At 42.0% G+C, this 24,911-nt stretch carries 23 protein-coding genes; 8 read left to right on the top strand and 15 right to left on the bottom strand.

Going from position 1 to position 24,911, the window contains the following annotated elements:
- Window positions 1-134: 134 nt before the first annotated feature.
- Window positions 135-623: a DUF4240 domain-containing protein gene (locus LU361_RS17075; protein WP_233090176.1), complete on the top strand. Its 489-nt coding sequence runs from the start codon at window positions 135-137 to the stop codon at window positions 621-623.
- A gap of 341 nt (window positions 624-964) precedes the next feature.
- Here the strand turns inward: LU361_RS17075 and LU361_RS17070 are convergent, their stop codons facing one another.
- From LU361_RS17070 to LU361_RS17050, 5 genes are all read right to left on the bottom strand, one after another.
- Window positions 965-1,303, bottom strand: a complete 339-nt coding sequence (locus LU361_RS17070; RefSeq protein WP_233090174.1) for a hypothetical protein — start codon at window positions 1,301-1,303, stop codon at window positions 965-967.
- Window positions 1,304-1,747: 444 nt separating this feature from the next.
- Window positions 1,748-2,461, bottom strand: coding sequence for a VIT1/CCC1 transporter family protein (locus LU361_RS17065; protein ID WP_233090173.1), 714 nt, complete (start codon window positions 2,459-2,461; stop codon window positions 1,748-1,750).
- A gap of 113 nt (window positions 2,462-2,574) precedes the next feature.
- Complete coding sequence (locus tag LU361_RS17060; RefSeq protein WP_233090171.1) at window positions 2,575-3,327, bottom strand: tRNA(His) guanylyltransferase Thg1 family protein; 753 nt, start codon at window positions 3,325-3,327, stop codon at window positions 2,575-2,577.
- Complete coding sequence (locus tag LU361_RS17055) at window positions 3,317-3,763, bottom strand: ATP-binding protein (RefSeq protein ID WP_233090170.1); 447 nt, start codon at window positions 3,761-3,763, stop codon at window positions 3,317-3,319. Before LU361_RS17055 ends, LU361_RS17060 begins: the two co-directional genes overlap by 11 nt.
- A gap of 396 nt (window positions 3,764-4,159) precedes the next feature.
- Window positions 4,160-5,926 carry a beta propeller repeat protein gene (locus tag LU361_RS17050; RefSeq protein WP_233090168.1) on the bottom strand — a complete coding sequence of 589 codons (1,767 nt, stop codon included), beginning with the start codon at window positions 5,924-5,926 and terminating at the stop codon, window positions 4,160-4,162.
- A 352-nt stretch (window positions 5,927-6,278) separates the two neighbouring features.
- Here LU361_RS17050 and LU361_RS17045 point away from each other — a divergent pair, with 352 nt between their 5' ends.
- Together LU361_RS17045 and LU361_RS17040 are read left to right on the top strand one after the other, a co-directional pair.
- On the top strand, window positions 6,279-6,890 hold the full coding sequence (locus LU361_RS17045) for a hypothetical protein (RefSeq protein WP_233090166.1): 612 nt from the start codon (window positions 6,279-6,281) through the stop codon (window positions 6,888-6,890).
- On the top strand, window positions 6,887-8,899 hold the full coding sequence (locus LU361_RS17040) for an alpha/beta hydrolase family protein (RefSeq protein ID WP_233090164.1): 2,013 nt from the start codon (window positions 6,887-6,889) through the stop codon (window positions 8,897-8,899). Before LU361_RS17045 ends, LU361_RS17040 begins: the two co-directional genes overlap by 4 nt.
- Before the next feature lie 434 nt (window positions 8,900-9,333).
- On the opposite strand, the gene LU361_RS17035 is transcribed toward LU361_RS17040, so the two are convergent.
- The 4 genes from LU361_RS17035 to LU361_RS17020 form a co-directional block, all read right to left on the bottom strand.
- Window positions 9,334-9,663, bottom strand: a complete 330-nt coding sequence (locus LU361_RS17035; protein WP_233090162.1) for a macro domain-containing protein — start codon at window positions 9,661-9,663, stop codon at window positions 9,334-9,336.
- A 104-nt stretch (window positions 9,664-9,767) separates the two neighbouring features.
- On the bottom strand, window positions 9,768-10,409 hold the full coding sequence (locus LU361_RS17030) for an SGNH/GDSL hydrolase family protein (RefSeq protein WP_233090160.1): 642 nt from the start codon (window positions 10,407-10,409) through the stop codon (window positions 9,768-9,770).
- Window positions 10,410-10,518: 109 nt separating this feature from the next.
- Entirely contained in the window at window positions 10,519-10,818 is a 300-nt protein-coding gene (locus LU361_RS17025; RefSeq protein ID WP_233090159.1) for a hypothetical protein, read from the bottom strand.
- A 363-nt stretch (window positions 10,819-11,181) separates the two neighbouring features.
- Window positions 11,182-11,619: a GNAT family N-acetyltransferase gene (locus LU361_RS17020; protein ID WP_233090158.1), complete on the bottom strand. Its 438-nt coding sequence runs from the start codon at window positions 11,617-11,619 to the stop codon at window positions 11,182-11,184.
- Window positions 11,620-12,342: 723 nt separating this feature from the next.
- Between LU361_RS17020 and LU361_RS17015 the strand changes: the two genes are divergently transcribed.
- Window positions 12,343-15,177, top strand: a complete 2,835-nt coding sequence (locus LU361_RS17015; RefSeq protein WP_233090156.1) for a sulfatase-like hydrolase/transferase — start codon at window positions 12,343-12,345, stop codon at window positions 15,175-15,177.
- 170 nt (window positions 15,178-15,347) lie between these two features.
- Window positions 15,348-16,328, top strand: a complete 981-nt coding sequence (locus tag LU361_RS17010; protein WP_233090155.1) for a formylglycine-generating enzyme family protein — start codon at window positions 15,348-15,350, stop codon at window positions 16,326-16,328.
- A 60-nt stretch (window positions 16,329-16,388) separates the two neighbouring features.
- On the opposite strand, the gene LU361_RS17005 is transcribed toward LU361_RS17010, so the two are convergent.
- The 4 genes from LU361_RS17005 to LU361_RS16990 form a co-directional block, all read right to left on the bottom strand.
- Window positions 16,389-16,766, bottom strand: a complete 378-nt coding sequence (locus LU361_RS17005) for a VOC family protein (protein WP_233090154.1) — start codon at window positions 16,764-16,766, stop codon at window positions 16,389-16,391.
- A 91-nt stretch (window positions 16,767-16,857) separates the two neighbouring features.
- Window positions 16,858-17,055 (bottom strand): tautomerase family protein, encoded by a 198-nt coding sequence (locus LU361_RS17000; RefSeq protein WP_233090152.1) that lies wholly within the window; start codon window positions 17,053-17,055, stop codon window positions 16,858-16,860.
- 204 nt (window positions 17,056-17,259) lie between these two features.
- Window positions 17,260-17,598, bottom strand: coding sequence for a hypothetical protein (locus LU361_RS16995; protein WP_233090151.1), 339 nt, complete (start codon window positions 17,596-17,598; stop codon window positions 17,260-17,262).
- Window positions 17,599-17,702: 104 nt separating this feature from the next.
- Window positions 17,703-18,527, bottom strand: a complete 825-nt coding sequence (locus LU361_RS16990) for an AraC family transcriptional regulator (RefSeq protein ID WP_233090149.1) — start codon at window positions 18,525-18,527, stop codon at window positions 17,703-17,705.
- Between the two features lie 145 nt (window positions 18,528-18,672).
- Between LU361_RS16990 and LU361_RS16985 the strand changes: the two genes are divergently transcribed.
- The gene (locus LU361_RS16985; protein ID WP_233090147.1) at window positions 18,673-19,101 is read left to right on the top strand and encodes an organic hydroperoxide resistance protein; all 429 of its coding nucleotides are present in this window, start codon (window positions 18,673-18,675) and stop codon (window positions 19,099-19,101) included.
- 34 nt (window positions 19,102-19,135) lie between these two features.
- Window positions 19,136-20,062: an alpha/beta fold hydrolase gene (locus LU361_RS16980; protein ID WP_233090145.1), complete on the top strand. Its 927-nt coding sequence runs from the start codon at window positions 19,136-19,138 to the stop codon at window positions 20,060-20,062.
- A gap of 202 nt (window positions 20,063-20,264) precedes the next feature.
- Here LU361_RS16980 and LU361_RS16975 read toward each other — a convergent pair whose 3' ends face one another.
- Window positions 20,265-21,308: an AraC family transcriptional regulator gene (locus LU361_RS16975; RefSeq protein WP_233090144.1), complete on the bottom strand. Its 1,044-nt coding sequence runs from the start codon at window positions 21,306-21,308 to the stop codon at window positions 20,265-20,267.
- A gap of 799 nt (window positions 21,309-22,107) precedes the next feature.
- Here LU361_RS16975 and LU361_RS16970 point away from each other — a divergent pair.
- Window positions 22,108-24,057, top strand: coding sequence for a CocE/NonD family hydrolase (locus LU361_RS16970; protein WP_233090143.1), 1,950 nt, complete (start codon window positions 22,108-22,110; stop codon window positions 24,055-24,057).
- Between the two features lie 218 nt (window positions 24,058-24,275).
- Here LU361_RS16970 and LU361_RS16965 read toward each other — a convergent pair whose 3' ends face one another.
- Window positions 24,276-24,680, bottom strand: coding sequence for a hypothetical protein (locus LU361_RS16965; protein ID WP_233090141.1), 405 nt, complete (start codon window positions 24,678-24,680; stop codon window positions 24,276-24,278).
- Window positions 24,681-24,911 lie beyond the last annotated feature (231 nt).

The raw sequence follows: 24,911 nt of genomic DNA, 5'->3' as shown, positions 1-24,911 counted from the left end.
ATCAGAAAAAAACTCCTTGGCCTGAGTGATCTTGAGGTTAATCAGAAGCTCCTAAAGCCTCCAAGCCACCCTCGGGTGGCTTTTTTGTACCCGATCAAACAAAATAGCGCCATCAAAAACAATAAGGGAAAACAATGAGCTATCAGTTTTGGGAAATTATCAGTAAAGCCAAATCGTTATCAAACAACGATATCTACCTACGACCGGAATCATTAAAACAAGTATTAAACAAGCTTTCCCCTGTAGACATTGAATCATTTAACGTTGAATATCGCCAAAAATTAGTCGAAACCTACCGTTGGGATCTTTGGGGTGCGGCTTATTTAATTAACGGTGGTTGCTCTGATGACGGCTTTGACTACTTTAGAGATTTTCTAATTTCTGAAGGCGAACAGGTTTATAAACAAGCCCTAGAAAATCCGGACTCTCTCGCCGAACTGGAATACGAAGACGAAATAGAACTGGAAGATTTTCGTTACGCTATAGACGATGCTTATACCGAAAAAACGGGCGCAAGTTTGCCGCAACCCAATTTACAGCAACCTGACAACCCAGCCGGTGAATCCTGGGACGAAGATGAGTTACCGCAATTATTTCCTAAGCTCGCCGGAAAATTTTGTTAAAACAAACCTATGATTGACGACTTATTCGAACCCATAAAATTTTTAATACGAATTTTGATCTATTTTATCGTAGATATAATATTTGAATTTGTTTTTAAAGGTCCGGGGTATGTGTTATGTCGGCTTTTTTCTAGGTCGACAACAATGGACAGCAGAAGAGTATTGATTGTCAGCACATTATTTTGGTGCATTGTTATTTTAGTCGCGATTTATATCTATCAGAAAAACCAAGGCATTATCTAACAACCAAGCCGCCCCAGCTAAAAAAGCACAGAAATTTTCTGTGCTTTTTATGGTCTCATAGCTTGTGTACAACAACACAAGAATCTAAAGATTAATCCTTAAAAACAAGAATCCTTTCTCATTTTCATGGTGACATCACGTGTCATTACAATACGATGACCAGATACAGAAACAAGTTTATGAGCACCGGCTTCAGAAAGCACTAAATCATTTTCACGAATGCGCCAAGTACCTTTTTGTTGTACTTGAGTATCCATCCACTGATAGGTGCCATCAGTATTAAATGTGACATTAACTTGCGCTGGAGCAATGTTTCCTGATTCTTCCTGCTCGTAGAAACACCACGTACCGTAGAGTTGCTGCTCTTCAAACGCATGAACCCACAAGGAACTACCCGCTAGTATTCCTGCAGCAGCAAACTTTAATAAATTTTTCATCAGAGATTCTCCTGAGCTTCTATAATTTAAAATTTGATTACAGCCAGCTTGTAAAAGCCAGTCAAACTCACTTATGCATTAACAAAATATTTTTATAGAAATATTGAAGAAAAAATAATGAATAAAACAACTGTAAATGAAACAATGATCGTTTCCAAAAAGCCAAGCCAGTTAATTGCAAAGCACTTTTCGCTGTAAGTGAGAAAACTATAAACCTTGGAACGATAAATTAATTGATTTAAAACAGAAAAGGCAGGCATACCAAAACACAACACAGCGGTTATTTTAACAAAACAAATGTATTAAAATAACCTTCAACAACCGCTTTGATTACGAGCATCTTGCACTTAAAAAATAAAAAATTATTAAAACATCTATTTTATTAATAACCCAAAAAATATAATCATTAATAAAATACAGAAGCCTTCTTTAAGAGCCTATAGCTCAAATAAGCGCCTCTAATAACTCACCAATGCCACTGGTTACTACCATAGCAATCACACCCCAACAGGCCACTCTCAACATTGATCGTATTTTTGAGGCGCCGCCTAATACCGCCGACCACAAACCAAGAATCACCAATGCCACAACAGACGCAACACCAGTGACCCAGGGTAAATAGGCAAGAGAACTCAGGCCTGCGGCCAGTAATGGTAAAGCCGCCCCCAACATAAACGCGAACGCAGACGCCAGCGCAGCTAAAAAAGGTCGCGCACGAGATACATCTTGAATACCTATCTCATCTCTTGCGTGAGCTTTTAACGGATCAATTGCCATCAGCTCTCGCGCTACTTCGCGAGCCAACGAATCACTCAAACCACGGGAGCGGTATATCTCAACCAATTCTTGATACTCTAACTCTGCGTTTTCAGCCAAAGAGGTTTTTTCCAATTCCAAATCGGCATTTTCGATATCAGATTGAGAACTCACCGAAACATACTCACCCGCCGCCATTGACACAGCGCCAGCAATTAAAGTGAGAACTCCTGAAAGTACAATTTGAGCGTGGGAACCGCCAGCGGCGTGCACTCCAACAATAAAACTCGCCGTTGAAACAATGCCATCATTTGCTCCGAGAACCGCAGCTCTCAGCCAACCGGCTCGGTGCAAACGGTGCGCTTGAGGATGAGCACAAACCGGCGATTGATGATCAGTCATGTTGATTTACCATAAGTGACGATAAGCTCTAATAGTGAACGGTTTCGCACGTCTAATGGTAGAACAAGAATCAAGAAATTTAAGATAAAATTACCAAAACAAAGTACCGGTTTCTATAAAAACTCAGCGATAAAATCGCTGTATTGCTCACGCATTGGTAATTCGGTATCCGTATAAAGGCGCTTGCGTGACGCGTTAACAACTTCGCCCGTGAGCGGATTCATCGCTTCTTTTCCATAAGATTGCCAATATACACCCACTCCTCTTTTTTGCCAGCTCGGCAATTCATTAAAATTTATTCCCCTTTGAAATAAAAATTCATTCTTTTCCGATACCGACAATTTAGAAAAAGCTGCCGCTGCCTCTTTTGGAGCGACGCCTTCTTTTCGAAGATACCAATAACAATGCGCATTCAACGCATTTCTGTGTGCGTCTTCATTGCGCCAGCGAAAATAATCGATCACTAGCTGCTTGTTCGGCAATTGACAAAGTCTGCTGTCAAACACGCCCATATCGCCAAGCAGTAAACTGAATTTAGCGCTCGCTTCTCCGGCTAATACCGAATTTAATTTTCGCTCTTTGCGATCAAATGTATTCTCATTCAAATTGAGCAATAATGAGATTTCATCACTTTGGGTGTAACCATAAACAACATTAAAGCCGCACTGCATCAAATGTTTAACGGTGTCGACCATCATATCCCTAAATGTTAGGTCGTAGGGTGCCTCAAAGCTGTGCTTGTCTTTTGTTAGTGTTGTAAAACATCGACCATCGAGCCGAACAACTATGTAAATACCAGGTAACACGCAGTGATCGTGTGCTGTTTCGAACACTCGCATCTTGTCATCAAGTTCACTAAATTTCACTTTTCCACTCACTCACATTAAAACCATCACCGGTTAAGGAAACGTAATACAAACAATCAAAACCCTCACCGTACGTTGGCAGTTCGAGTTTTTTATATACCCCTTTTATTCCTATTTCAGGAATTTTATCTTTACCCTGCCTGGCGGCATTTCTGTCTAGACATTTTGATAAATTAGCTTCGAAGTAATAACCGGTAATGTTAAATTTATGTTCTTTAAAACCCTCAATATAGGCTTCTCGTTGTGCCACCGTAGGGTTGGTATTGTCAATAACCACCGGTTGCTTTGAGTTTAAGCAGGCTTGAAACAATATATTTTCTCGATGCCGAGTTTTCAGCATATCCATATTGAGTCGAATATGCGTTGTACTGAACTGTTGTTGATAAAATGAGGATTTACCACTGGCTTGCAGCCCAATAAAAATTATTCCATTCATAACATTGCCAAGTTAACCATCCCCTAACCTTTAGCAACGGCTTAATGATTTCGAAAGTAAACCTAGGGCCTGTTCACACTAATTTAATCATACCTGCTAGAGCGTATTTTTTTCGTATTTTAGGCGCAGTGAGTGTGATTTGGTTGTTCCAAATGAACGAACTGCAACACGAAATACGGGAAAAATACGCCAAGCCCCTAGGGTCGCCCCTAAAACACGCCATTCGTTGTTGTTCGTCGCTTATTTAGCCCGCTAAACTGCACTCCTCACGCCTAGACTGACGCGTTTTAGGGGCGACAGGTGCGGTTAAATTAGTGTGAACAGGCCCTAATACAAAAAAGCCTTCAAACTTTTAAGATTTGAAGGCTTTTTAACAACGCGTATTGTTATCAAACCTTAGAGATTTTGATGCTCACGAACGTGATTCCAGGTTTCACCGCGGTCGGTTGATTCGTAGAAATCACCGGTAGCGCCATTACAAGACAACAATAATACGTCTGAGACCGTACCCACAATGGAGCTGCAATAGGGTTTGGGCAGCTCTCTATCGGTAATATTCCAGCTTAAACCACCGTCTTTGGTTTCAAGAATTCTCACTTCAACGTCGGCTTGCGCTGCCCAAAAATTACCAATGCTGAACTTAACGATCGCAACACCGTGACCATCTTCTTCAAACCAAGGCACACTTAAAAAATCAAAGCCTTTGGTGGATTTTTTAGTAGACGATTCCGGCTTAGTACTTTTACGACAAATGCCTTCCAATGAAGGGCTGAACTCTTCACCCCACGAAGGACAAGTAATAGACGTTGGAATCTTCACCCAGGCATCATCACTGGACTGATAACGGAAATAATTGGATTTTTGTTGAAAAGACCAAAAACCCGGATCATTAATACCCAGTGTTTCGCTGCCCGCCGCTAAAACCGCAACCATCTCTGGTTTCTTTTCCAACGGTTCTACGTCCCAAGTTTCTGGGTCGTAACGGAAATATTCTGTTTTAACATTGTAAGACGCCAAGTCACCCGCGTTACGCGTTGTTCTGTGGGTCAGAATAAATTCGCCATTTAATTCATAAAAGTTAGAACTGATGATAGAACGCTTTTTAAAAGACTTAATTTGTTCCGCAGGAATCGGGTTGGTTAACCAACCGCTCACGGAATTGTGGCTATTGAATAATTCCCAATCCAAGATTTCTTGAGACGCATCGGCTCGATAGATTTCTAAATCCGTTGCCGAACTCGCAATCGCGTAGATTCGATCATCATCGGTGAAATACAGATGATTGACGATAAGGTGTTCATCGAGAGGGGCTTCTTTCCACTCACCGCCGGATTGTCGCCAATAGATCAGCCCTTCCTCGCTGCCCACTGCGGTATCGCCACGGCTGTTTTCCGCAATGGTCTTAAGACCAAAATGCGTATCGACGGCGTCTAAATTCCACTCTCCATCGGGATTTCTTTCAACCAATACACCAAACTGGCTCAAGAAATAGGTGTGGCCGCTGTCTGTGGTTAAATTATCGTTAAAGACTACTGGGTTTTGAGCCGCCGAAATATAAGTATTGAGTCGATCGTCGGCGCGACCGTCCTCGTCCCAGGTTAATAGGTTATGAGGGTTAAAAGTATAAAATGGGTAGTGAATGCTTAAGATTTCACCAAGATTATTCTCTGGCAAACGAAACACAATCGTATTGTAGGTATCGTCGTTAACCTTGGGATACACAACCAGCGTTCCTAGATCGGTGATATGCCCCGGACGAACCTCAAAGGTTCCCATCGTTGTTTCGGCGCGGGCACCCGTATCATAGTAATATTGGGAATTAGCGTAGTAAGATCGAACACTGGAAACCGCGTATTTACCCGCAGGAATAGCCGATGCAAACACCGTTGAGGCATTTGCCCGAGGTGGTGATGAAACTGCTCGCTCGTACTTGATATCACTGGCGGCGTTGATATTTTCTGGAGTCAGCGTCAGGTGATTAAATGGCAGAGATCTCTGGCGCGCATCGATAATACGAGCAACTACCAATCCTTCGTTTTCTGCAATTGGCGTAGAATCCGTGATTGCATCGTTCATATTAACTTGACTGGTTTCACAACCCAGTAGGAAAGCGCAACACAAAGCCGCTGTTGGCACTTTAAGGCGAGCTAGAAATTTAGACATACACATTTTCTCAACGGTAGGCGAACTCAAACATCGCAGTAGCATGCTAAGCATGCTTTCGCGAATCTAATCTTTATAGGTATTAGGTAACATAAGTATTAGGTAACAACGAACAACAGAATCTTACCGTGCATTTGTTAAGATCAAGATTCTAAGGTTTATGTGAAACCTAATTCAAGATGTTATAGAGTTAAAAGTACCTCTCAATAACAGAACTATCATGAATACTAAAAAATCGAATCTAGGTGAGTTAATTGCCAACGTGGTAACACTAAATTCTGTTAACACACCGAATTTCCCTCACGGAATAACCGTAAACACCCCTTGATATTAGCCATTAAACACCGTTGATATGAAACCATCCTACATCAGAATACCTCTGTTTTTGCTGTTCACCGGACTTACCTTATTGGCAAGCAATGCAGCAATCGCGGCAAAGAAAGAACTGCGCCTAACCCCTCTACAAAACTTTAATTTTATTGAAACCAAAAAAAACGGCTTCTTACTCATTGAACTTGCAACCACCAGCGCCGCCTCGTCGCTGGAAATATCCAGATTGGACAAAAAAGCCGACAATTACACCTACACCATTGGTCGTAGATTACGAACCGATTACTCGGTGAACTTAAAGAATTTAAACAACGGTTTTTACGTAGCAGACATTCCCGCAGGCTTGTATCAAATAAAAGAAGTAACCGCGCCGTTGTATAATTTGCCCTACCGAATACAAACAGACGGCCGGAGAATTTGGCGGGTGAGCATCGAAGAAGCTCACATTAACTACGCAGGCAGATTAAAAATAGAACAAGAGCGTTCGGTAAACGCAATTGATGTGGGTTTAATCAATCGATTTTCGCAATCGCTACCAGAACTCACCCAGCATTTAGAAAAAGCGTCGGTACAAACGCCCTTAAGAATCGGACTAGGTTATCGCGACGACTTCTATCAGGAGCTACAGCAATGATGAAAACGCCACGCAGACTCAACAAAGTATTATTTCTGTTCGTTTCAATATTGATCTCTGTTCACAGCGCCTCTGCCCTAGAAGCAGACGATTTTTTTAACGGCGGCGGTTTATCGACAGCGGTCATGAACCCCAACGGTCAGTGGGTTGCGTTGTTATCATTTGACAATAAACACCAACGTATCGAAATTAAAAGCACCGATCTAAGCCAAAGCCTTACACTGCTGGATACCAAAACGTTTACCGACCACGAAAAAAGCACCATATCGAGCATGCTGTGGTTAGATGACAACCATCTTGCGGTTCAGTATTCCCTTTATCGAGAAGGCATTCATCAGCTTAAAGACACCAAAGTTAGACACGATTTGCTGATTATTAATATTCCACAAGACAACGGAAAATTACTGCAAACGCCTTTCGAAGAACTCGATATAAAAAGCGTGCGCACCTCGGGTAGATTAGTCAATCCACTTGAAGAAACCGCAGGGGAATTTCTATACGCTAAAAACGGCTCTACGTCTAAAATTTATCGTTTAAAAATCTCGTTGCTAAACAACTACAATCAAAAGTTAAACAAGTTAACCCGCATTGATGGTGGTCAATTTACCAAAGCAAATGAAATAGCCTCGATTAACGGTTACGCCTTAGCGTGGTACTCACAATCGGACCAGCCCAAAGCGGTATTAAGTTATCACTCAGACGATGAGTTAATACTGAATTACATCGACGAAAATAGTGAAGCGACGGTTTTATATTCCTGGAAAAACGATAAAGTACTCTCGGAAGAAAAAGACTTTTTCCCAATTGCCTTGGCCGATAAAGCCAATGAGTTTTATTGTTTAGATCTCAACGAAGATATTGAACGCTCTATCTATCGAGTTAACTTTAAAACGGGTGATATTCAATTATTTTATCAAACCAGCTCATACAAAATCACCGATTTTATTGCGGACGACGACAACAATAATATCTACGGCGTTAAGGTTTTAAGAAACGGTTTTATTGATTTTGAATATTTCGACGCTACTGAAACTGCAAACGCAAAAGACGAAACGTCTGCCCAAGAAAAAGCAGAATTAAACCTTCGTATTGGAGCCAACTATTCAAGCCAATACACACTGGCGTATCGAATTACCCACGACGAACCCGGCCATTATTTATTAATCGACAACAAAACCCAAAAATCCAAACTGTTGGGCAGCCGTTATCCGGCGGTATTAGGAAAGACATCCAGTCAATTAATCGAAGGAAGCGTTGCTGTCGATGATTTAACTATTCCCTACTTATTGAGCTTGCCGAAAAACGCATCGACTCAAAAAGCACCGTTGATAGTCATGCCACACGGCGGCCCCATTGGTGTTCATGACGACCGATACTTTGACCTTCACAGCCAGTTTTTGGTGGAAAAAGGCTACGGCGTATTAAGAGTTAACTTCCGTGGTTCTAGTGGATACTCAGAAGCATTAGAGAAAGCCGGTACCAAACAGTGGGGTGACGGCATGTTACGTGACATTCTAGAGGCCACAAAAAAAGTCATTGCAATGCCAGAAGTCGACGAACAACGAGTCTGCATTATGGGCTTCAGTTACGGCGGTTACGCCGCCAGCATGTTGTTGATAGACAACCCTGAACTGTTCAAATGTGGTGTGAATGTATCGGGTGTGAGCGATTTAAATCTGCATTTAAACGCCCACTTTCTGAGTTCTAGCGTTGATGAATGGTATAAAGAACAAGTCGGGAATTCACTAATCGACTACGACCAGCTAAAAACCATTTCTCCCATCTATAAAATTCAGGATTTACAACGGCCTATTTTTGTTATTCATGGCAGCCAAGACGACATTGTTGATGTTGAACACGCACACCGATTTAAAGCGTTGCTCGAAAAACACAATAAACCTCATCAATGGAAGATTTACCCAGATTCCGGTCACCACTTTTTTGAGCCCGAGGTAATGACCGAACTGATGACTACCAGCGTTGAGTTTATCGACCAGCAACTAAAATAACGCGGTTTAACCCTCGTTCGCTTAAATTAAAAATATTTACTTTTTATAGCGAACGAGAGTTACTTCTGAATCAGAATCGATACCGTCAAACGTATCGAGCATAATGTTAAACGACCACTCCTGACCACGATTACCCGAACCTGATCCAATCAACGGAAACGCAACACGCTTAGGAGCCTCTGACTAACCTCAACATTACTCAGCGTGATCTCAAGCGTGCAGTTGCAAGGCGCCGTTTGCAATTAATGGCCTTAGTCCTTAATAAAAACGGCAACGCCGCAAATGTGCGCTTGAGACACGCCCTTCGGGGCCTGCCAGTTTTTTCCTGCTCTGCGTTGTGCTTTTTCGATTTAACCCGTTAGATCTTCAAAAGCACGCCTTGATCAGAAAAAAACTCTTTGGCCTGAGTGATCTTGAGGTTAATCAGAGGCTCCTTAAGTTTTAGCGTTGATAATTTCCATAGCCGATTCAACCGATCGTCTAACGGAATATTCCGTGGCAAACCAACACATATTAATGCCCGCCACATGAATAATGGATTGATAGTCTAATTTACCCGACGAAGTTTCTCTCGCCTCACCCAATGGAATCGCTCCCATTCGCCCCACTTCAACAAAAGGCTGCAATCCAGCTTGCTTTTTAATAGCACCCGAAACGCCTTGAGGAATCAATAACCACCAAGGAATAATATTGCGATTCCAACTATTAACGATGACATCTACGGGTTGATCAAGGATATTACCGAAGACCACATTAGGTTTCATATAAATACTCAAAGAACTGATCAAACAGAACAAATAGCAAGTTTGATTTTTTTCCTTTAATAACTGGTGTCTTTAAGAACTTGCACCTGTAGTAAAGAGTTACATCAAAGGTTAGTAATTCTGGCAATCTCGTGAGCCAGCGCTTTACCTAAAACTTCGTGTTGATCTTCGTCCAAATGGATTCCGTCAACAACACTGGCCTCGGTTACGTCGCCAGCATTAAAAAAGTGCGCCGAGTTTTCGTTCGCCACTTGTTCTAATTCAGCAGCTAAACCCACGCAACGCACCTCTGAACCCAGAAACTTATGCGCAATTACACCTTTGGGTTTCACGATTGTCGGCGGAGCTACAATCATTATTTCAGGAACGGGCATACCTGGCTCAATTGGAGCTTGGCGAATAATTCGAACTAATTTGGTCATGCCTTGAGCCGAGAGCCAAGCGTTATTGTCGTGCGTACACTGAAAGTCATTCGACCCCAATAACAACACCACCCAATCTAAGGGAGAATGCATTTCAATGACTTGCGCCAAACCTTTCGAACCGTCTCTGCCATCTTTAAACGGATCACTCCACACCGTTCTGCGACCATTGAGACAATTCTCAATAACCCGGATATTTTGCCCTAAAGCATTGAACGTATTTTCGAAAACACCGGGCCAACGCTTGTCAAACGGCAAGCGCTGCCTAGTATTGGGAATGATTCCCCAGGTGAGGCTATCTGAATAGATAAGAATTTGCTGCATAGTGTTCGCCGCTTCCAGATCAATCAGGGATTAACTCAATTAAAGCTTGGACGAAAAAGCATAACACTCAAATTGAGCAAACAACACCGGCGTTGCGTCAATCGCTTTATCAGTTTTTGTATTCGCCAATAATCTCAATCAAACCGACAATATTTGCATTCAAATCATTGAGATCTTCTGCCGGCACCCACCATTCAGTATGATGTTTTGCACCAACACACTTGATTGGGTACTTATCCAAAAAGCTTTGAGCAACCTCGAATTTTGTGACATAACCTATCCCAAAATCCATAACATTCCACCGAGTCAGCTCCACGGCGTATTCTTCATTGGTAACGGGGTAAAAAATGGGTTGCTCTGGTAATCTAGGTGGCCAAGCTTTGTAGCCAGACTCAATAACAAGATCCAACTCGCCTTGTCCTAATGGTCTATAGGAACCTCTGATTAACTCCAAGATCACTCAGGCCAACAAGTTTTTTTCTGATCAAGGCGTGCTTTTGAAGGTCTAACGGGTTAAATCGAAAAAGCACAACGCAGAGCAGGAAAAAACTGGCAGGCCCTGAAAAGGCGTGTTCTCAAGCGCACATTTGCGGCGTTGCCGTTTTTATTAAGGACTCAGGCCATTAATTACAAACGGCGCCTTGCAACTGCACGCTTGAGATCACGCTGAGTGATTTTGGAGTTAGTCAGAGGTTCCTAGAACACATTATTGTTTTCATTTTATCGAACTTCATTAATATTTACGGTTTATACATTAACCAGCGTCAAAATTTCATAACAAAATTTGAGCCAACATATCTTCATCTTCTTCATCCATACCCACTTCCTGAAAACCATACCGAGAATAGAATTCTTTCGCCACAGGATTTTGAGGGTTATAGCAAATTTCGATTATTTTTAGATTTGAGGTACGCATGATTTCTTCCAAAGCAATTTTCAGGGCAACACTACCAATACCTGCTTTTTGATAGTTCTTATCCACCATAAAACGCCAGATAGACACCTGCTCTGGTGATTCCTGAACCCACATAAGAAAACCTACTGGCGTATCGTCCTGATAGATAGCCTTGCAAGTGTGTCCTTTATTGTAATGAGACTCCACTAAAGACCACATATTGCAAGCCACGTATTCTTCCTGTCCTTCGAAAACCTCTAAATCACACACTGCTTCGTAGTTGGAACTATCAACATCTTTTAAAAATATATTCATTTTATGGACTTTTAATAACTCACACTGATCCTATTAAAGCGGATTATAAGTGATGCCTTTACTCCATGGAATTGAGAATTTCACGGCGCCTTAGCGTTAGTGCTACAATTTAGTTAATAATCCAACCTTAAATCGAGAAACTCCCCACCCTTTTCTAATCACTAGAATTTACAAACAGTAAATTTGCATAAAACCAAAAAAATAAAAATCTTTTAAAAAATAAATTTAAATAGCGATAAGAAATTTTGGAATGAATTAAGCGCCAACTCGTTTAACAACAATATATTTTCGAGTCTATTTTCAAACCCCGAATACCACACCACAAAACGACATTAAATATTTAAACTGTAAAATAAAAACCGTAACTTCTATTTTACATTCAACCCTTTCAGACCTATAAAATCAGACACTGTCGTAAAGTACAGTTATTTCACACTCTTCATAGCTGATAGCTTTTCATCCATCATATTCGCTTAACAACGGTTACGTCCGACCTTAATTTATAAAAATAAAGCATTGAATATTAAATTCTTATACTCATTGCCCGCTGTTTATTGACCGCTATTAATTGCACACAAGTTATGTGTAATTAATTACTGCGCGCACGAATTCACACATAAATTATGAAGTAATCGCATAATTATTTCTGTGGATATCCATAATGAAAAATGTTGTTACATATTTCATTTACTATTAATCATAATTAAGGATGGATCACGACGAATGTCTAAAAGTAGTTCTTCCAATAACGACTTTTCTGGTGTTATCAAACTCGATATTCGAGACTCGACCCCAGATTGGACCCCTTACGCGGAACCCAAAGCGCCTGCACAAGCCCCCAATGTGTTATACATCGTTTTAGACGATACCGGCTTCGGCGCTTGGGAAATGTTTGGCGGCAAAATTAAAATGCCAAACTTTAAACGCATTGTTGATCGAGGTTTGGTGTACACCAATTTTCACACTACAGCGCTGTGTTCTCCCACCCGCTCTTCTTTGCTAAACGGCCGCAACGCTACCAGTAATGGTATGTCTTGTATTGAAGAAGCAACCTCGGGTTTCCCTGGTTCTAATGGACGCATTCCTTTCGAAAATGCATTTTTACCTGCAACGCTAAATCAACAAGGTTACAGCACGTTTGCCTTGGGTAAATGGCATTTATGCCCTGAAGAAGAAGCGAACTTAGCGGCAAATAAACGCAATTGGCCGTTAGGTCGTGGGTTTGAACGTTATTACGGCTTTTTAGGTGGCGAGACTGATCAGTGGTATCCAGATTTAGTTTACGATAATCACTTAATTGAACCGCCTTATAAACCCGATATGGAAGATCCCGAAGGCGGATATCACCTGTCAAAAGATTTGGCCGACAAAGGCATTTCATTCATCCAAGATTTAAAAGCCATTGCGCCAGACAAACCTTGGATGATGTATTTCTGCCCAGGCGCCAACCACGCACCTCACCAAATTTGGCCGCAAAAAATTCTCGATTATAAATACAACACAACACTCAAATACGAAGAAGGCTCTGCGAATTCTTTCGAGCATTTCAGTGTTTTCAAAGAAGGTTATGAACAATATCGAGAAGACGTTTTCGCCACCATGAAAACCTTGGGTATTTTCGATGAACTCGTCAATGGTCCCGCCGAAATTAACCCGCACGGCGAAGGCGAATTAGGCAACCCAGATTACGATCCAAACAACAACGATATTCAATGCGTACCCGATGGCAAAGAATGGCCGGCAACGGAATGGGTTAAACCGTGGGATTCACTTTCTGGCAAAGAAAAAGCACTGTTTGTACGCATGGCAGAAATCTACGCGGCATTTTCTACCTACACTGATGAACAAGTTGGGCGCTTGTTGGACTACTTGGAAGAAACCGGTCAGATCGACAACACCATTATTGTTGCCGTAGCGGATAACGGCGCCAGCGGTGAAGGTGGTCCGAACGGATCAGTCAATGAAAACCTATTCTTTAACGATATTGAAGATGATATCGATAAGAATATGGCATTAATTGACGATCTAGGCACATTAAAAACCTACAACCACTACCCTTCTGGTTGGGCTTGGGGTTTTGATACACCGTTTAAATATTGGAAACGCTGGTCAAACTACGAAGGTGGTGACGCCACACCATTTATGATCTGCGGCCCAGGCATCACCAAAGATGCGGGCGACAGTGGATTCCGCAAACAATACATTCATGCAGTGGATTTGGTACCAACCATCTATGAAATGATTGAAGGAATTGAACCGCCAGATGTCGTTAACGGATACGTGCAAAATCCTATTGAAGGCGTGAGCTTTAAATACACGTTTAACGCTGAATTGGATAAACCAGAATACCAGTACCCATACACCTTAGCTGGTGGAGAAAACCCTCTCATTCCTGACGAGGTGAAAGACACCCAATTCTATTCCATGCTCGGAACACGAGGCATCTGGCACAAAGGCTGGTTTGCTTGTGCCGTTCACGCACCTACGCCATCGGATTGGAGTAACTTCGATAAAGACACGTGGGAGCTTTACTGCATGGATGGCCCCGCAGCCATTCCTCAAATTGATGGTTTAAGCTTAGCGGCCGATCCTATTCAGCAAACCAATTTGGTTTCCGAAGCGTTCTTAACAGCCAACCCAGATCACAAAAGCGCGTTGCTCGTTAAACTGGAAGAAATGAAATTACTTTGGTTTAAACAAGCCGAAGAACTCAATGGCATGCCATTGGATGATCGCTCTACCAGTGCAGTATTGGGTGAAGAACGACCTCAACTGAGAGAGCCTCCGTTTGAAGATGGCGATGCAGACACGGCTACTTACACCTACGAGTATTTCCCGGGCGGGTCGGAAATTCCAGAAGCTGTAGCACCCAATGTGAGAACACGTTCTTACACCATTGAGGCTTCAATTTACAAACCCGCTGAAGCACCTGCAACTCAAGACACTAAGAAAAATAAAAAGCCCATTCGCACGTTCCTTTCCCAACAACAGCAGCCGAACGGTGTTTTATTTTCTCATGGCGGTCGCTTTGGTGGTCACAGCTTGTATGTCGAAGCTCCGGCAGTTGGCTCCACCACAGCGAAACTTCACTACGTGTATCAGTGGATTGGTAGAGGCGAACAAAAAGCCAGTTGCGAATTTGATACTGCCAACATTAGCTCTGATCCAGATAACCCAACTAAGCTAAGAGTTGCGTTTGATAAAATCGAAACGCTGGATTCGACCGCCGCAAATAATGATTTTGGTTCCAGCACCAAAGGTACCATTAAATTATTCGTTGACGGCACCGAGCAAAACATCACTTGGGATAACCCATTTGATGACGATTCATTCCTTAATCTCAATACCAATGAGTTTATCACCCAACCGGGTAAATTCTCTCTTTGCGGTGAAGGCATGAATATCGGTAGAGATAATGGTCAACCGGTAACAGAAGATTATGAAACACCTGCGGAGTTTGAAGGTGCAATCATTAAAAATGTGGCGGTTACTATTCAAAATGATGCCGCAGAAACCAATGCCGAAAAAGAATTTGCAGGCATGCTGTGGCGTGATTAACACAAGGAGCTAGCCATTCATTTAGAGCGTTAAACAATAACCCCGCTTTTTACGGCTTTCATAAATTAGGTAACCCATAAAGCGGGGTTATTTTACTCACACAAAGTTTTAGAAACCAGCAACGTGCATTAAAGAGTTTTTATCATTTTATTATTTTTTGGCGAATCATCATGAGTATTGTTGAATTATCTGCACCGCAAAAAACAACGAAAAAAACCCAATCCAATTCTACTGATAGCATGATTTGGATTCCCGGTGGCACTTACAATATGGGTTCCAACATTGGCTCTTACCCAGAAGAAGGCCCAATTCACCGCGTTTCCGTCAGTGGTTTCTGGATGGAAAAATACCCTGTTACCAATAAAGAATTCAGCGCATTTGTAGAAGATACCGGCTACGTTACCTTCGCAGAAAAAGCGCCCCTAGCCGAAGATTATCCCGACGCCGACCCTTCCTTACTCGTACCCGGTTCTGCTGTCTTTATTCAGCCAAAGCATCGAGTAAATCCACATTCATTGTGTTGGTGGCACTACGTTCCTGGCGCCGACTGGAAACACCCACGCGGGCCAGAAAGCAATCTTGATGGATTGGAAAACCACCCCGTGGTTCAAATTGTGTATGAAGATGCTAAAGCCTACGCCGACTGGGCCGGAAAAGAATTACCCACCGAGGCCCAATGGGAATTCGCCGCAAGAGGAGGATTGGAAGACCAAACGTTTGCCTGGGGCAAAGAGCTAAAACCCAACGGAAAAATTATGGCAAATACCTGGCAGGGTCAATTCCCACATGAAAGCACAAAAGACAAACCGCCAGGCACAGAACCGGTTGGCTGTTACGAACCCAACGGTTACGGCCTTTACGATATGATTGGCAATACCTGGGAATGGACCAAAGATTTTTACCGTGAACGCCACCCGGATAATCCAAGCAAATCGTGCTGTTCACCCAAAAATCCAAACGGTGGGTCTGAAAACGAGAGTATCGACAAAAATGCACCAGCGGGTGAACAAAAACCAAGACGCGTACTAAAAGGTGGTTCGTTTTTATGCGCACCTAATTATTGCGCACGATATCGTCCGGCAGCACGTTATCCAGAAGCGATTGATACATCAACAAACCACATTGGTTTTAGGTTGATTAAAAACGTATAGCTGTTTACAAAAAATGATTCGCTCAATAAGTCTACTTACACCGAATATTGTAAGTAGACTTTATTCCAGCTTTTCGCTGGGAAAGTTAATTTCAATCTTATTGCCTACCGGGTCAAATACAAACAACTGCGTTAAATGAAGATCTTCGATATAACTTGAACGATAAGACACGTTCATGCAATTTAATCTATCGATTAAAGATTTCACATTCGTTGATTCAAATGCTACGTGATCTAAATGACCGCGACGTGCCGCTTGCAAATCGTCCCGACTTTCTTCCAGGTGAATCAACGCGGCATCATCTGAATACAGCCAATAACCCTTCCTAGTCACCTTTGGTCGGTATCCTTCTTTCAAACCAAAAGCGTCACAGTAAAATTGCTTTACTGCGTCAAGCAATTCCATATTGGCTCGAATATTAATATGATTTAGTTTCATTCGTTGATTCTCATAATCGCTCAAGGCATGGCTCAAGGCCATGCCAGGCATTATAGATGCATTTATCGAGAATTATTATAGGAATTTCTGATCACGTATTCTTTGAGCGATCTTCATGAAGCAACCCTCCTTTACCCCAATGAGAATCGTCAAAATTCTGGAAGAAAACCGTCACCGATTCCGATTTTAATCCGTACGCTTCTTCAAAAGCCTCGGTAATTTTCTTAATCAGTAATTGTCGTTGCTCTTTGGCTCTTCCTGGAGATTGTTGAATTGTCACAATTGGCATAGACCTACTTCCTTAAATTTTTGATGTTATATTTATAGATCCAAACAGTTTATTACGGTAGCTAACGAATACAAACTGTCTGGTTGGACTATAATTTATCAAGAAAATAGGAAAATGTAGACTTAAAAATCGCTTAAATATAAAACAGATAAGAAATTTGCAAAATTAGAATAAAATAAAACTCAAGAACCGACATTACTCACATTATAAGATTTGTGGACCCGACCACTCCAAACTGCTTTTCATATCATCAGGCACAAGCAAAAACAACTCAGCAATTAAACGACATTGAGTGTGAAAACACGGCGTTTTAGTAACTTCTGCCTTTTCGTAGTAGTATCTAGCTTGATGGTTTAAAAAATGAATATCGTGTAAAGTAAATTCTGGCTCAAGAATACTAACATATAGGTTGTGAACCAGCTCTGCTTCCTGGTAGCAGGATTTGTTAAATCCTTTCGTTATCGCAGAATGCGTTTGCACATTCCTGATATAAGGAACAGACAACGACAACATTTTTGCGTATATTTCTTGTTTTCGACTCATAAACTTCACAGAAATCAGTAATAAAGTATTATTCGCACGGAGTAATAAAAGTTATCGCTCTGGCACCTTTGACAAATCTATTCTGTATTTAATTTTGTGCAAAACTATTCATTAGCATTTAATAGCCACTCTCTTGGAGAAACACCACATTGTGATTTAAATGCGCGAGATAGCGCAGATTCACTTTTGTAACCGGCATCTTCAGCGACTAATCTCAATGGCTGACCGCCTTTGAGCCATTTTTTTACTAAACCAATACGCCAACGCTGCAAATACTTTACCGGTGTCTCGCCAACTTTCTCTCGAAACAGATTGGTGAACGGTGTACGTGACATATGCGCCTCTTCGGCCAATGTTTGCACTGTCCACTCTTCTTCAGGTCTATCATGAATGGCAACAATTGCTCTGCGTAAGCGTTTGTCAGACAGTCCAGCTAACATTCCAACTTTGATTTCTTCATTTTCCATCAGCTCTCTCAATAACTGCACTAATAGCACTTCAAAAAGTCGATCTAAGACAACTTGATGGCCGCAATAGCAAGCGTCAGCTTCAATAAAAAGTAACGTTAAAACCTGTTCGCAATGTGGAAGCGATGACAGTGGTAGACACAGGCTTTCTGGTAATTCATTAACAATAGGATTTGCCTGCTCGCCTTCAAACGATACATTCGCGCAAAGAAACTCAGCACCGAATTCTTCGTTAGTTTGAAATCGTCTACGAAGTGGTTTGGGATAAAATAATAAACTGGGTTCTTCAATAAAATATTTTTTTCGTCGTCCGTGCCAAACCTCAACATTTCCCGAACGAATAAGGTGTAACTGACCTTGAGTTGAATTTTCAATCTCGTTAAGACCGCACAAAGGCCCTGAATTAAAGCTAGAAGCTTTCAAGGAGAAATGACTAAACAAAGCTGCCAATCGATCTGTCATAACGAGTTACCTTTCTTCAATGTGAACCGGAAAGTACGATCTGCAACATATTTGGTACCAATAGTAGCATTTGATACCAAATAATAAAGCAAAATTCGTTTCGTCTTAAAGACATACCGAAAACCTAATTGAGGAAAGTTGAATTATGAAACCAGAAAATATTTTGTATATCGCGCACGCTACCTCTACTGGAGGTCGTGAAGGTAAGTCTGAATCCAGTGATAAAGCCTTATCAGTACAGCTTTCTACACCAAAAGCTCTGGGCGGTAATGGTGGCGACGGAACCAACCCTGAACAATTGTTCGCAGCAGGTTATTCCGCTTGCTTCTTAGGTGCACTGAAATTTGTGGCATTAAAAGAAAAGTTAAGCTTACCGGAATCAGCCCATGTTTCTGCAGATGTTGGTATCGGTCCAATTCCTACAGGATTCGCTCTAGAAGTAACCCTGAATATTACTCTACCTGGCATCGATAAAGAACGAGCAAAAGATTTAATTGAAAAAGCTCATGTTGTTTGTCCGTATTCCAATGCAACACGCAACAACATCGACGTACATTTGGTTTTAAGTGAATAACGCTTAACAAATTTAAACTTCGTGGAGAATTAGAATGAACCGTATAGCTCGAAAAATACTAATCGCTGGCGCAGTGGCTTTTTCACTTTTATCAACCAGTGTTTTCGCCGGTGAGTACAATCGCAGTGCAAGTACAATAACCACCAAAGACAACGTCGACATCTATTATAAAGATTGGGGACCCAAAAATGGCGAAGTAATTACCTTCAGCCACGGCTGGCCGCTCAGCTCCGACAGCTGGGAATCGCAAATGCAATTTCTAGCAGAACACGGTTATCGAGTTATCGCGCACGACCGTCGTGGACACGGTCGCTCAAGCCAACCCTGGGAAGGCAATGATATGGATCATTACGCTGATGACCTGGCAGCAGTCATTAATGCACTGCAACTAAAAGAAGTTACTTTGGTCGGTTTCTCAACCGGTGGTGGCGAAGTAGCACGCTACGTTGGAAGGCACGGCACAGAAAATGTTAAGCGTGTTGCACTCATAAGTGCCGTAACGCCTTTGATGTTAAAAACCGATGACAATTCAAAAGGCGTACCGTTAAGCGTATTCGATGGCTTACGAGCAGCCTCAAATGCCGATAGATCTCAGCTTTATTTAAACATTGCGTCAGGCCCCTTCTTTGGTTTTAATCGGGAAGGGAGCGAAAAATCCGAAGGTATGATTCAATCATTTTGGAGACAAGGCATGATGGCCGGGGCCAAAAATACTTACGATTCTATCGCTGCATTCTCCGCAACTGATCTGAGACCAGACTTGGCTAAATTCGATGTACCGACTTTAATTATTCACGGTGACGATGATCAAATTGTTCCTATCGAAACCTCAGGGCAAGCTGCTGCAAACATCGTGAAAGATTCAACGTTTATTATCTATAAGGGTGCCCCACACGGATTAGCCGATACACACAAAGACAGATTAAACAAAGATTTACTGCAATTTTTGAAAAAGCATTAATCAGTCATTGTATAGAAGCTGGCAACATTACCAGCTTCTATACTGTTAAACACCTAATTGCTCTTTCATAAAAGTACTACTTTCCCAGTCGTAATTTCTCAATTATGATGAGTAAAGAATCCTACCCGGCAGGCTTTTTTCTTGTATTATAATATTAACGCTTACTATTTTTTGTTTTGATCAAATACTTTCTATCTTGCTATTAAATACCATTCAACAATTCCGGCGATTTTTCTCGAAATTCACTCGGGCTAAAACCCACCCATTTTTTAAAGGCACGTCTAAAATTAGAGGCATCACTATAACCTAATTGTTCGGCTATTTCGGCGGTGGTCATGGCGCTGGTTTTTAGGAGTTCGCACGCTCTTGAAAGACGCTCTTCTTGCAATAACTGACTAAATTTATAATTCTCTGCCTGTAGGCGACGATTGAGTGTACGACTGGAAATGTTCATAGAACTGGCAATGGACGCCAAAATCGCTGAAGTTAAATTATTTTCCGATTTAAGATACCTACGTACAATTTGCGAGCAGGTCACACCTCCGCGATACCTTTGCAGTGCCGCTTCACAACGAGCAACAAAGCGAGAATGAACACTGGAATTTTTAGTTAGGTTTGCTTGTTCAAAAAGGTAATTATCAAATACGACAATATTTCGGCCGGTACTGACAAACACCTCAGCGCCAAAATGCTCTCTGTAGTAGTCACTCGGCGTTGTGGGCTGAAAATCAAAGCTAATCGATTTAATCCGAATTTCTTCACCACGCAAAATTTTGTAACAACCTGCCCAACTGTGTACGAGGGATTCCAATAAGAAATTTCTCGCTGACGATGGCACTTCGGGGTCGGACATGTCCATCTGAACGATGGTTTCACTGGCGGTTCGCTTATAGTTAATATCGTAAGACATGCCCGTAAGTGGGTAAAAACGGCAAATAATCTCAAAGGCATCACGCACGGTTGGCGCAGACATTACCGCAGAACCAATGGTTCCAGCCGCGGCGAGATCGGACTGACGACCGAAATTGACCGGCAGATATTTATCGGGGCACAACTCCATAAAACGTTCAACCAAATGAAAAAAAGTGGCCGGTTTATGGCGAAATTTAAGTGAATCAGCCAGCTTAGGAGACACAAGCTTGTGAGGTTTAACGCCTTTATCTTGAGCTAAATGCAACAACAACTCGATGTAGATAGGATGCAGTACTTCCCGCTGAACTGCAGATGTCATTGCCGTTTTTTGCATCAAACAATCCCCTTTAAATAAGTATAAAATTGAACACCTGGGCTTCTGTCAATAAATGACTCAACAATGTCTTACGCTAACCTTATGCAATTTTGGCTTATCTCTAAAATTGCAGTTGAAGCCAGTTAGAACGAACAATCACGTTATTAAGATGGTCGCCAAAACACACGAATAACGCAGTTTTCATCGAAGAAACTGTGCTGGTTCGTTACATTGAATCGGTCTTGATCAAAACGAAAAATATAATAAATTGGAGTACTTTAACAATGACATAAAAATTCAATCACTCGCTGTGCTGACTGATTAGTTATACATCCAGCGCCATCTATTCTTGAATTACGGACTCTGCTCATAGACCTTTAAATTAGAATAATCCTAATTTATCAGGCTTGTTTTGCCTCTAAAACGCGCACAAAAATTCTAATAATAGCGTTTCGTACTCTGAGGTAAGCCCTTCACATTGATGCAATTTAACTGACCATAAATAGTTTCAGGTAATCAAGATATTGATCACCGGACCTGTCACGTCTGTTAGAAAATTGCGTTATCAGCACCCATAAAAACATCATTTATCGGGCAATTGCAGCACGGCAATTTATGTTAATTGCCAAGGCAGTGCATCGCTTTGCCAAACGTTATCGAGAAACAACGATAGGCGGTTAAATAACTGACGGAATGTATTAAAGCAATGACAAAAATACCCGAGCACTCTTAATCATAATTAAAAATAAAAACTGGCTTTTACTCCTAAACGAAACGCTAGACCCAACTCCAACAAATTAAAATAAAGGAACGCTCTATGTTTGGTTTAAAAAACCTACGCTCTATTCTGGCCGGCGCCGCCTTGGCACTTGTGCCGCTGCAGGATGCACTGGCTACAAATAATTGGACAACATCCGGGACTCGGAACGAGTTAGCCGAACCCAACCAAATCGTCACTAGTGGCGCAGACACATGGCAAGACTACGACCGCCCCGAAGATTACCCCAATATAGTTCGTCTACCGATGGATACTATTGTCTTAGACGATGGCATTGAATTGGCGGCATTTGTGACTCTGCCAGCGGACGAATTTGGCAATCCAATCGACGAAGAATTTCCCACCATTTTAGTAATCAGTGATTACAACGTAACTCTGGGTAATCTCGTCAGCGAGGTAAGCCCCTCTTTGGGCATTGTCCTTGGCGCGGCCGACCCTTACCTCGTTAAGCGTGGTTACGCCACCATCTCGATTGACGGCCGAGGCACCGGTAACTCAAGCGGCGTTTGGGACGCCTGGGGATCGAGCCAGGGCGATTACGAACAAATCATTGAATGGATATTAGATCAACCTTGGACCAACGGCGACTTGGCCGTGCGCGGTATTTCCGATCTTGGTATTCAGGCTCTGTTTGCAGCGGAAACCGCTCACCCGGCGATTAAAGCGGTATTTTCGATTGTGCCCGCAGCTGATACTTATCGCGATACCGCCTTTACCGGTGGCGCTGGTAACTTGCTGTTTATCTCTACGTGGTTATCTTTAACCACCCTGGCAAGTGTAGCCAATCCGGATTTAATCTTAGATCCAGCCTCGGGTTTTCCGGTTGTCGCCAACGTGTTAGCGAACTCCTTTTTGGAATTCCAATTGCCGATATTTACCCAGGCATTGCTCGGAGATAACGCACTAAACAACGACGGACCATTTTGGGAAACACGATCGCCCATTGCTCGGTTAGATCAGGTGCAAGCACCTACATTTGTAGTGGGCGCCGTTCACGACATCTTTCAGCGCGGCGTACCTATGCTTTATGAGCAATTAAAAACCCAAGTGGATAGCCGTTTGATGATTTTACCGGGAACGCATTTCGAAGCGATTCTAACCACAGTTAGCCCCAACGGTTCATTCGGTTTACCACCAACCAATCACATCGAATTGCAGTGGTACGATCAATACTTGCGCGGTATAGACGCCCGCGTTGAAGACATTCCCCAGGTAACCCAATATATGGTCGGCTTGGATCAAATGGCGACATCCACCGATTGGCCAGTACCAGAAGCTGAAGCAACCCGTCTTTACTTCCAACCGTTTGGCGGCTTAAAAGAAAGCAAAGCCAGTCTTTTTGGCGGTGACGAAACCGTTTACGCATTTCCTGCGGGTGGGTTGTGTTCTATCAGCTCGGCGCAATGGTCGTTAGGTATACTCGGATTTATTCCATTGGAATGTTTTGAAGATAACAGCTTCACCGAAAAATTCTTTAACGTGATTTATCAAACCTCGCCGATGGACGAAGACTTCGCCATCAACGGACCTATCCAAGCCGATGTTTATGCCTCAACAACTAACTTTGCTGGCTTGGTATCAGTACGTGTTGATGACGTAGCACCAAACGGCACAGTAACACCGATCACCAATGGCCTAATCAATATGAAACATCGCGCTACCGATAATTCACGCAGCCGCACACTCAATGGAGAAACTATTCAGCCTTGGCACACGTTTAGCGAATCTGATGAATCAGTCGTGATACCCAACATAACCGCGAAATTCCCAATTGAAATTCAACCAACCAGCGCCGTTATTAAAAAAGGACACCGATTGCGAGTGGCTGTTGGACCGAGCAATTTGCCACAAGGAACTATTTTTGGCGCAGAAGGTTTATTGCAACTATTACCCACTTGGTTAACCGTTGAAAACAACCGCTGGTACCCATCAAGCATCGTATTACCAGTAGTGCCCAACGACAGCTTTACTCTTGTTCCAACAGAATAAGTAATAATTGCAATAACATTACAACAAGGTTGAAACCTATAACCTTGTTGTGTGGTTTAGACTTGCGGTAGCCACTTGGCTACCGTGCTACTTGAATAAATAGAATATGCACTGCAGCGTCATTTTTTATTCAATCTCATTTCAATAGAATTAAGATTAATAAAAATTTTATATCCTCTATCGAGATGACGTCATAATCGATGTAGACACTCCTACCCTCAATTAGATAACCAGCCATTATCCATTTGTCGACGCCGTAAACCTTTTTCTAACTTCTCTCGTTCAGCTTTTGATTTTCCAGGAGAACGGTATGATGACTTTAGAATATTATTCGGTTGATTTCGTATTTCTAACCAGTATTTTTCTCTCACATCTTCATCAATAGTTATCTTCGCTGGAAATAGAGAATCTGAGCCATCCTTCTTAGGGTTAGAAACCCAAAAATCTTCAAAGGTGCTTTCATCATAAAAATTAGCCTTTAACGGAGATCCCGCTGTTGGTACAAGAGTCCTTCGGCCATAGTAGATAGTTTTACCTGATTTAGACGTTGTGACACGAGCAATTCGACCTTCTCCCCTCAAACCATCCAACTTTATTTCTATGTACATTATTTTTGTATTCATGATAATGCCTACAACACGAATAATCAGAAGCGCCAATACATTTTTCAATTCATCTAATTGAGCATGTATTAAACACCACTACAGAAATTTAACGATAATTTACCATGAAATTGGCAGCATTGAGAAAGGAATTAATCTGTACATTAGAATTGGAGAAAACCAAAATAAGAATAGTTACCTAAATAAAAAGCATAATCTTCTAGCACAACAGAACACTTAATACTTTAGTTT

Source organism: Sessilibacter corallicola, assembly GCF_021290925.1.
GTDB lineage: Bacteria > Pseudomonadota > Gammaproteobacteria > Pseudomonadales > Cellvibrionaceae > Sessilibacter > Sessilibacter corallicola.
This window is presented reverse-complemented; position numbering and strand designations above follow the sequence as displayed.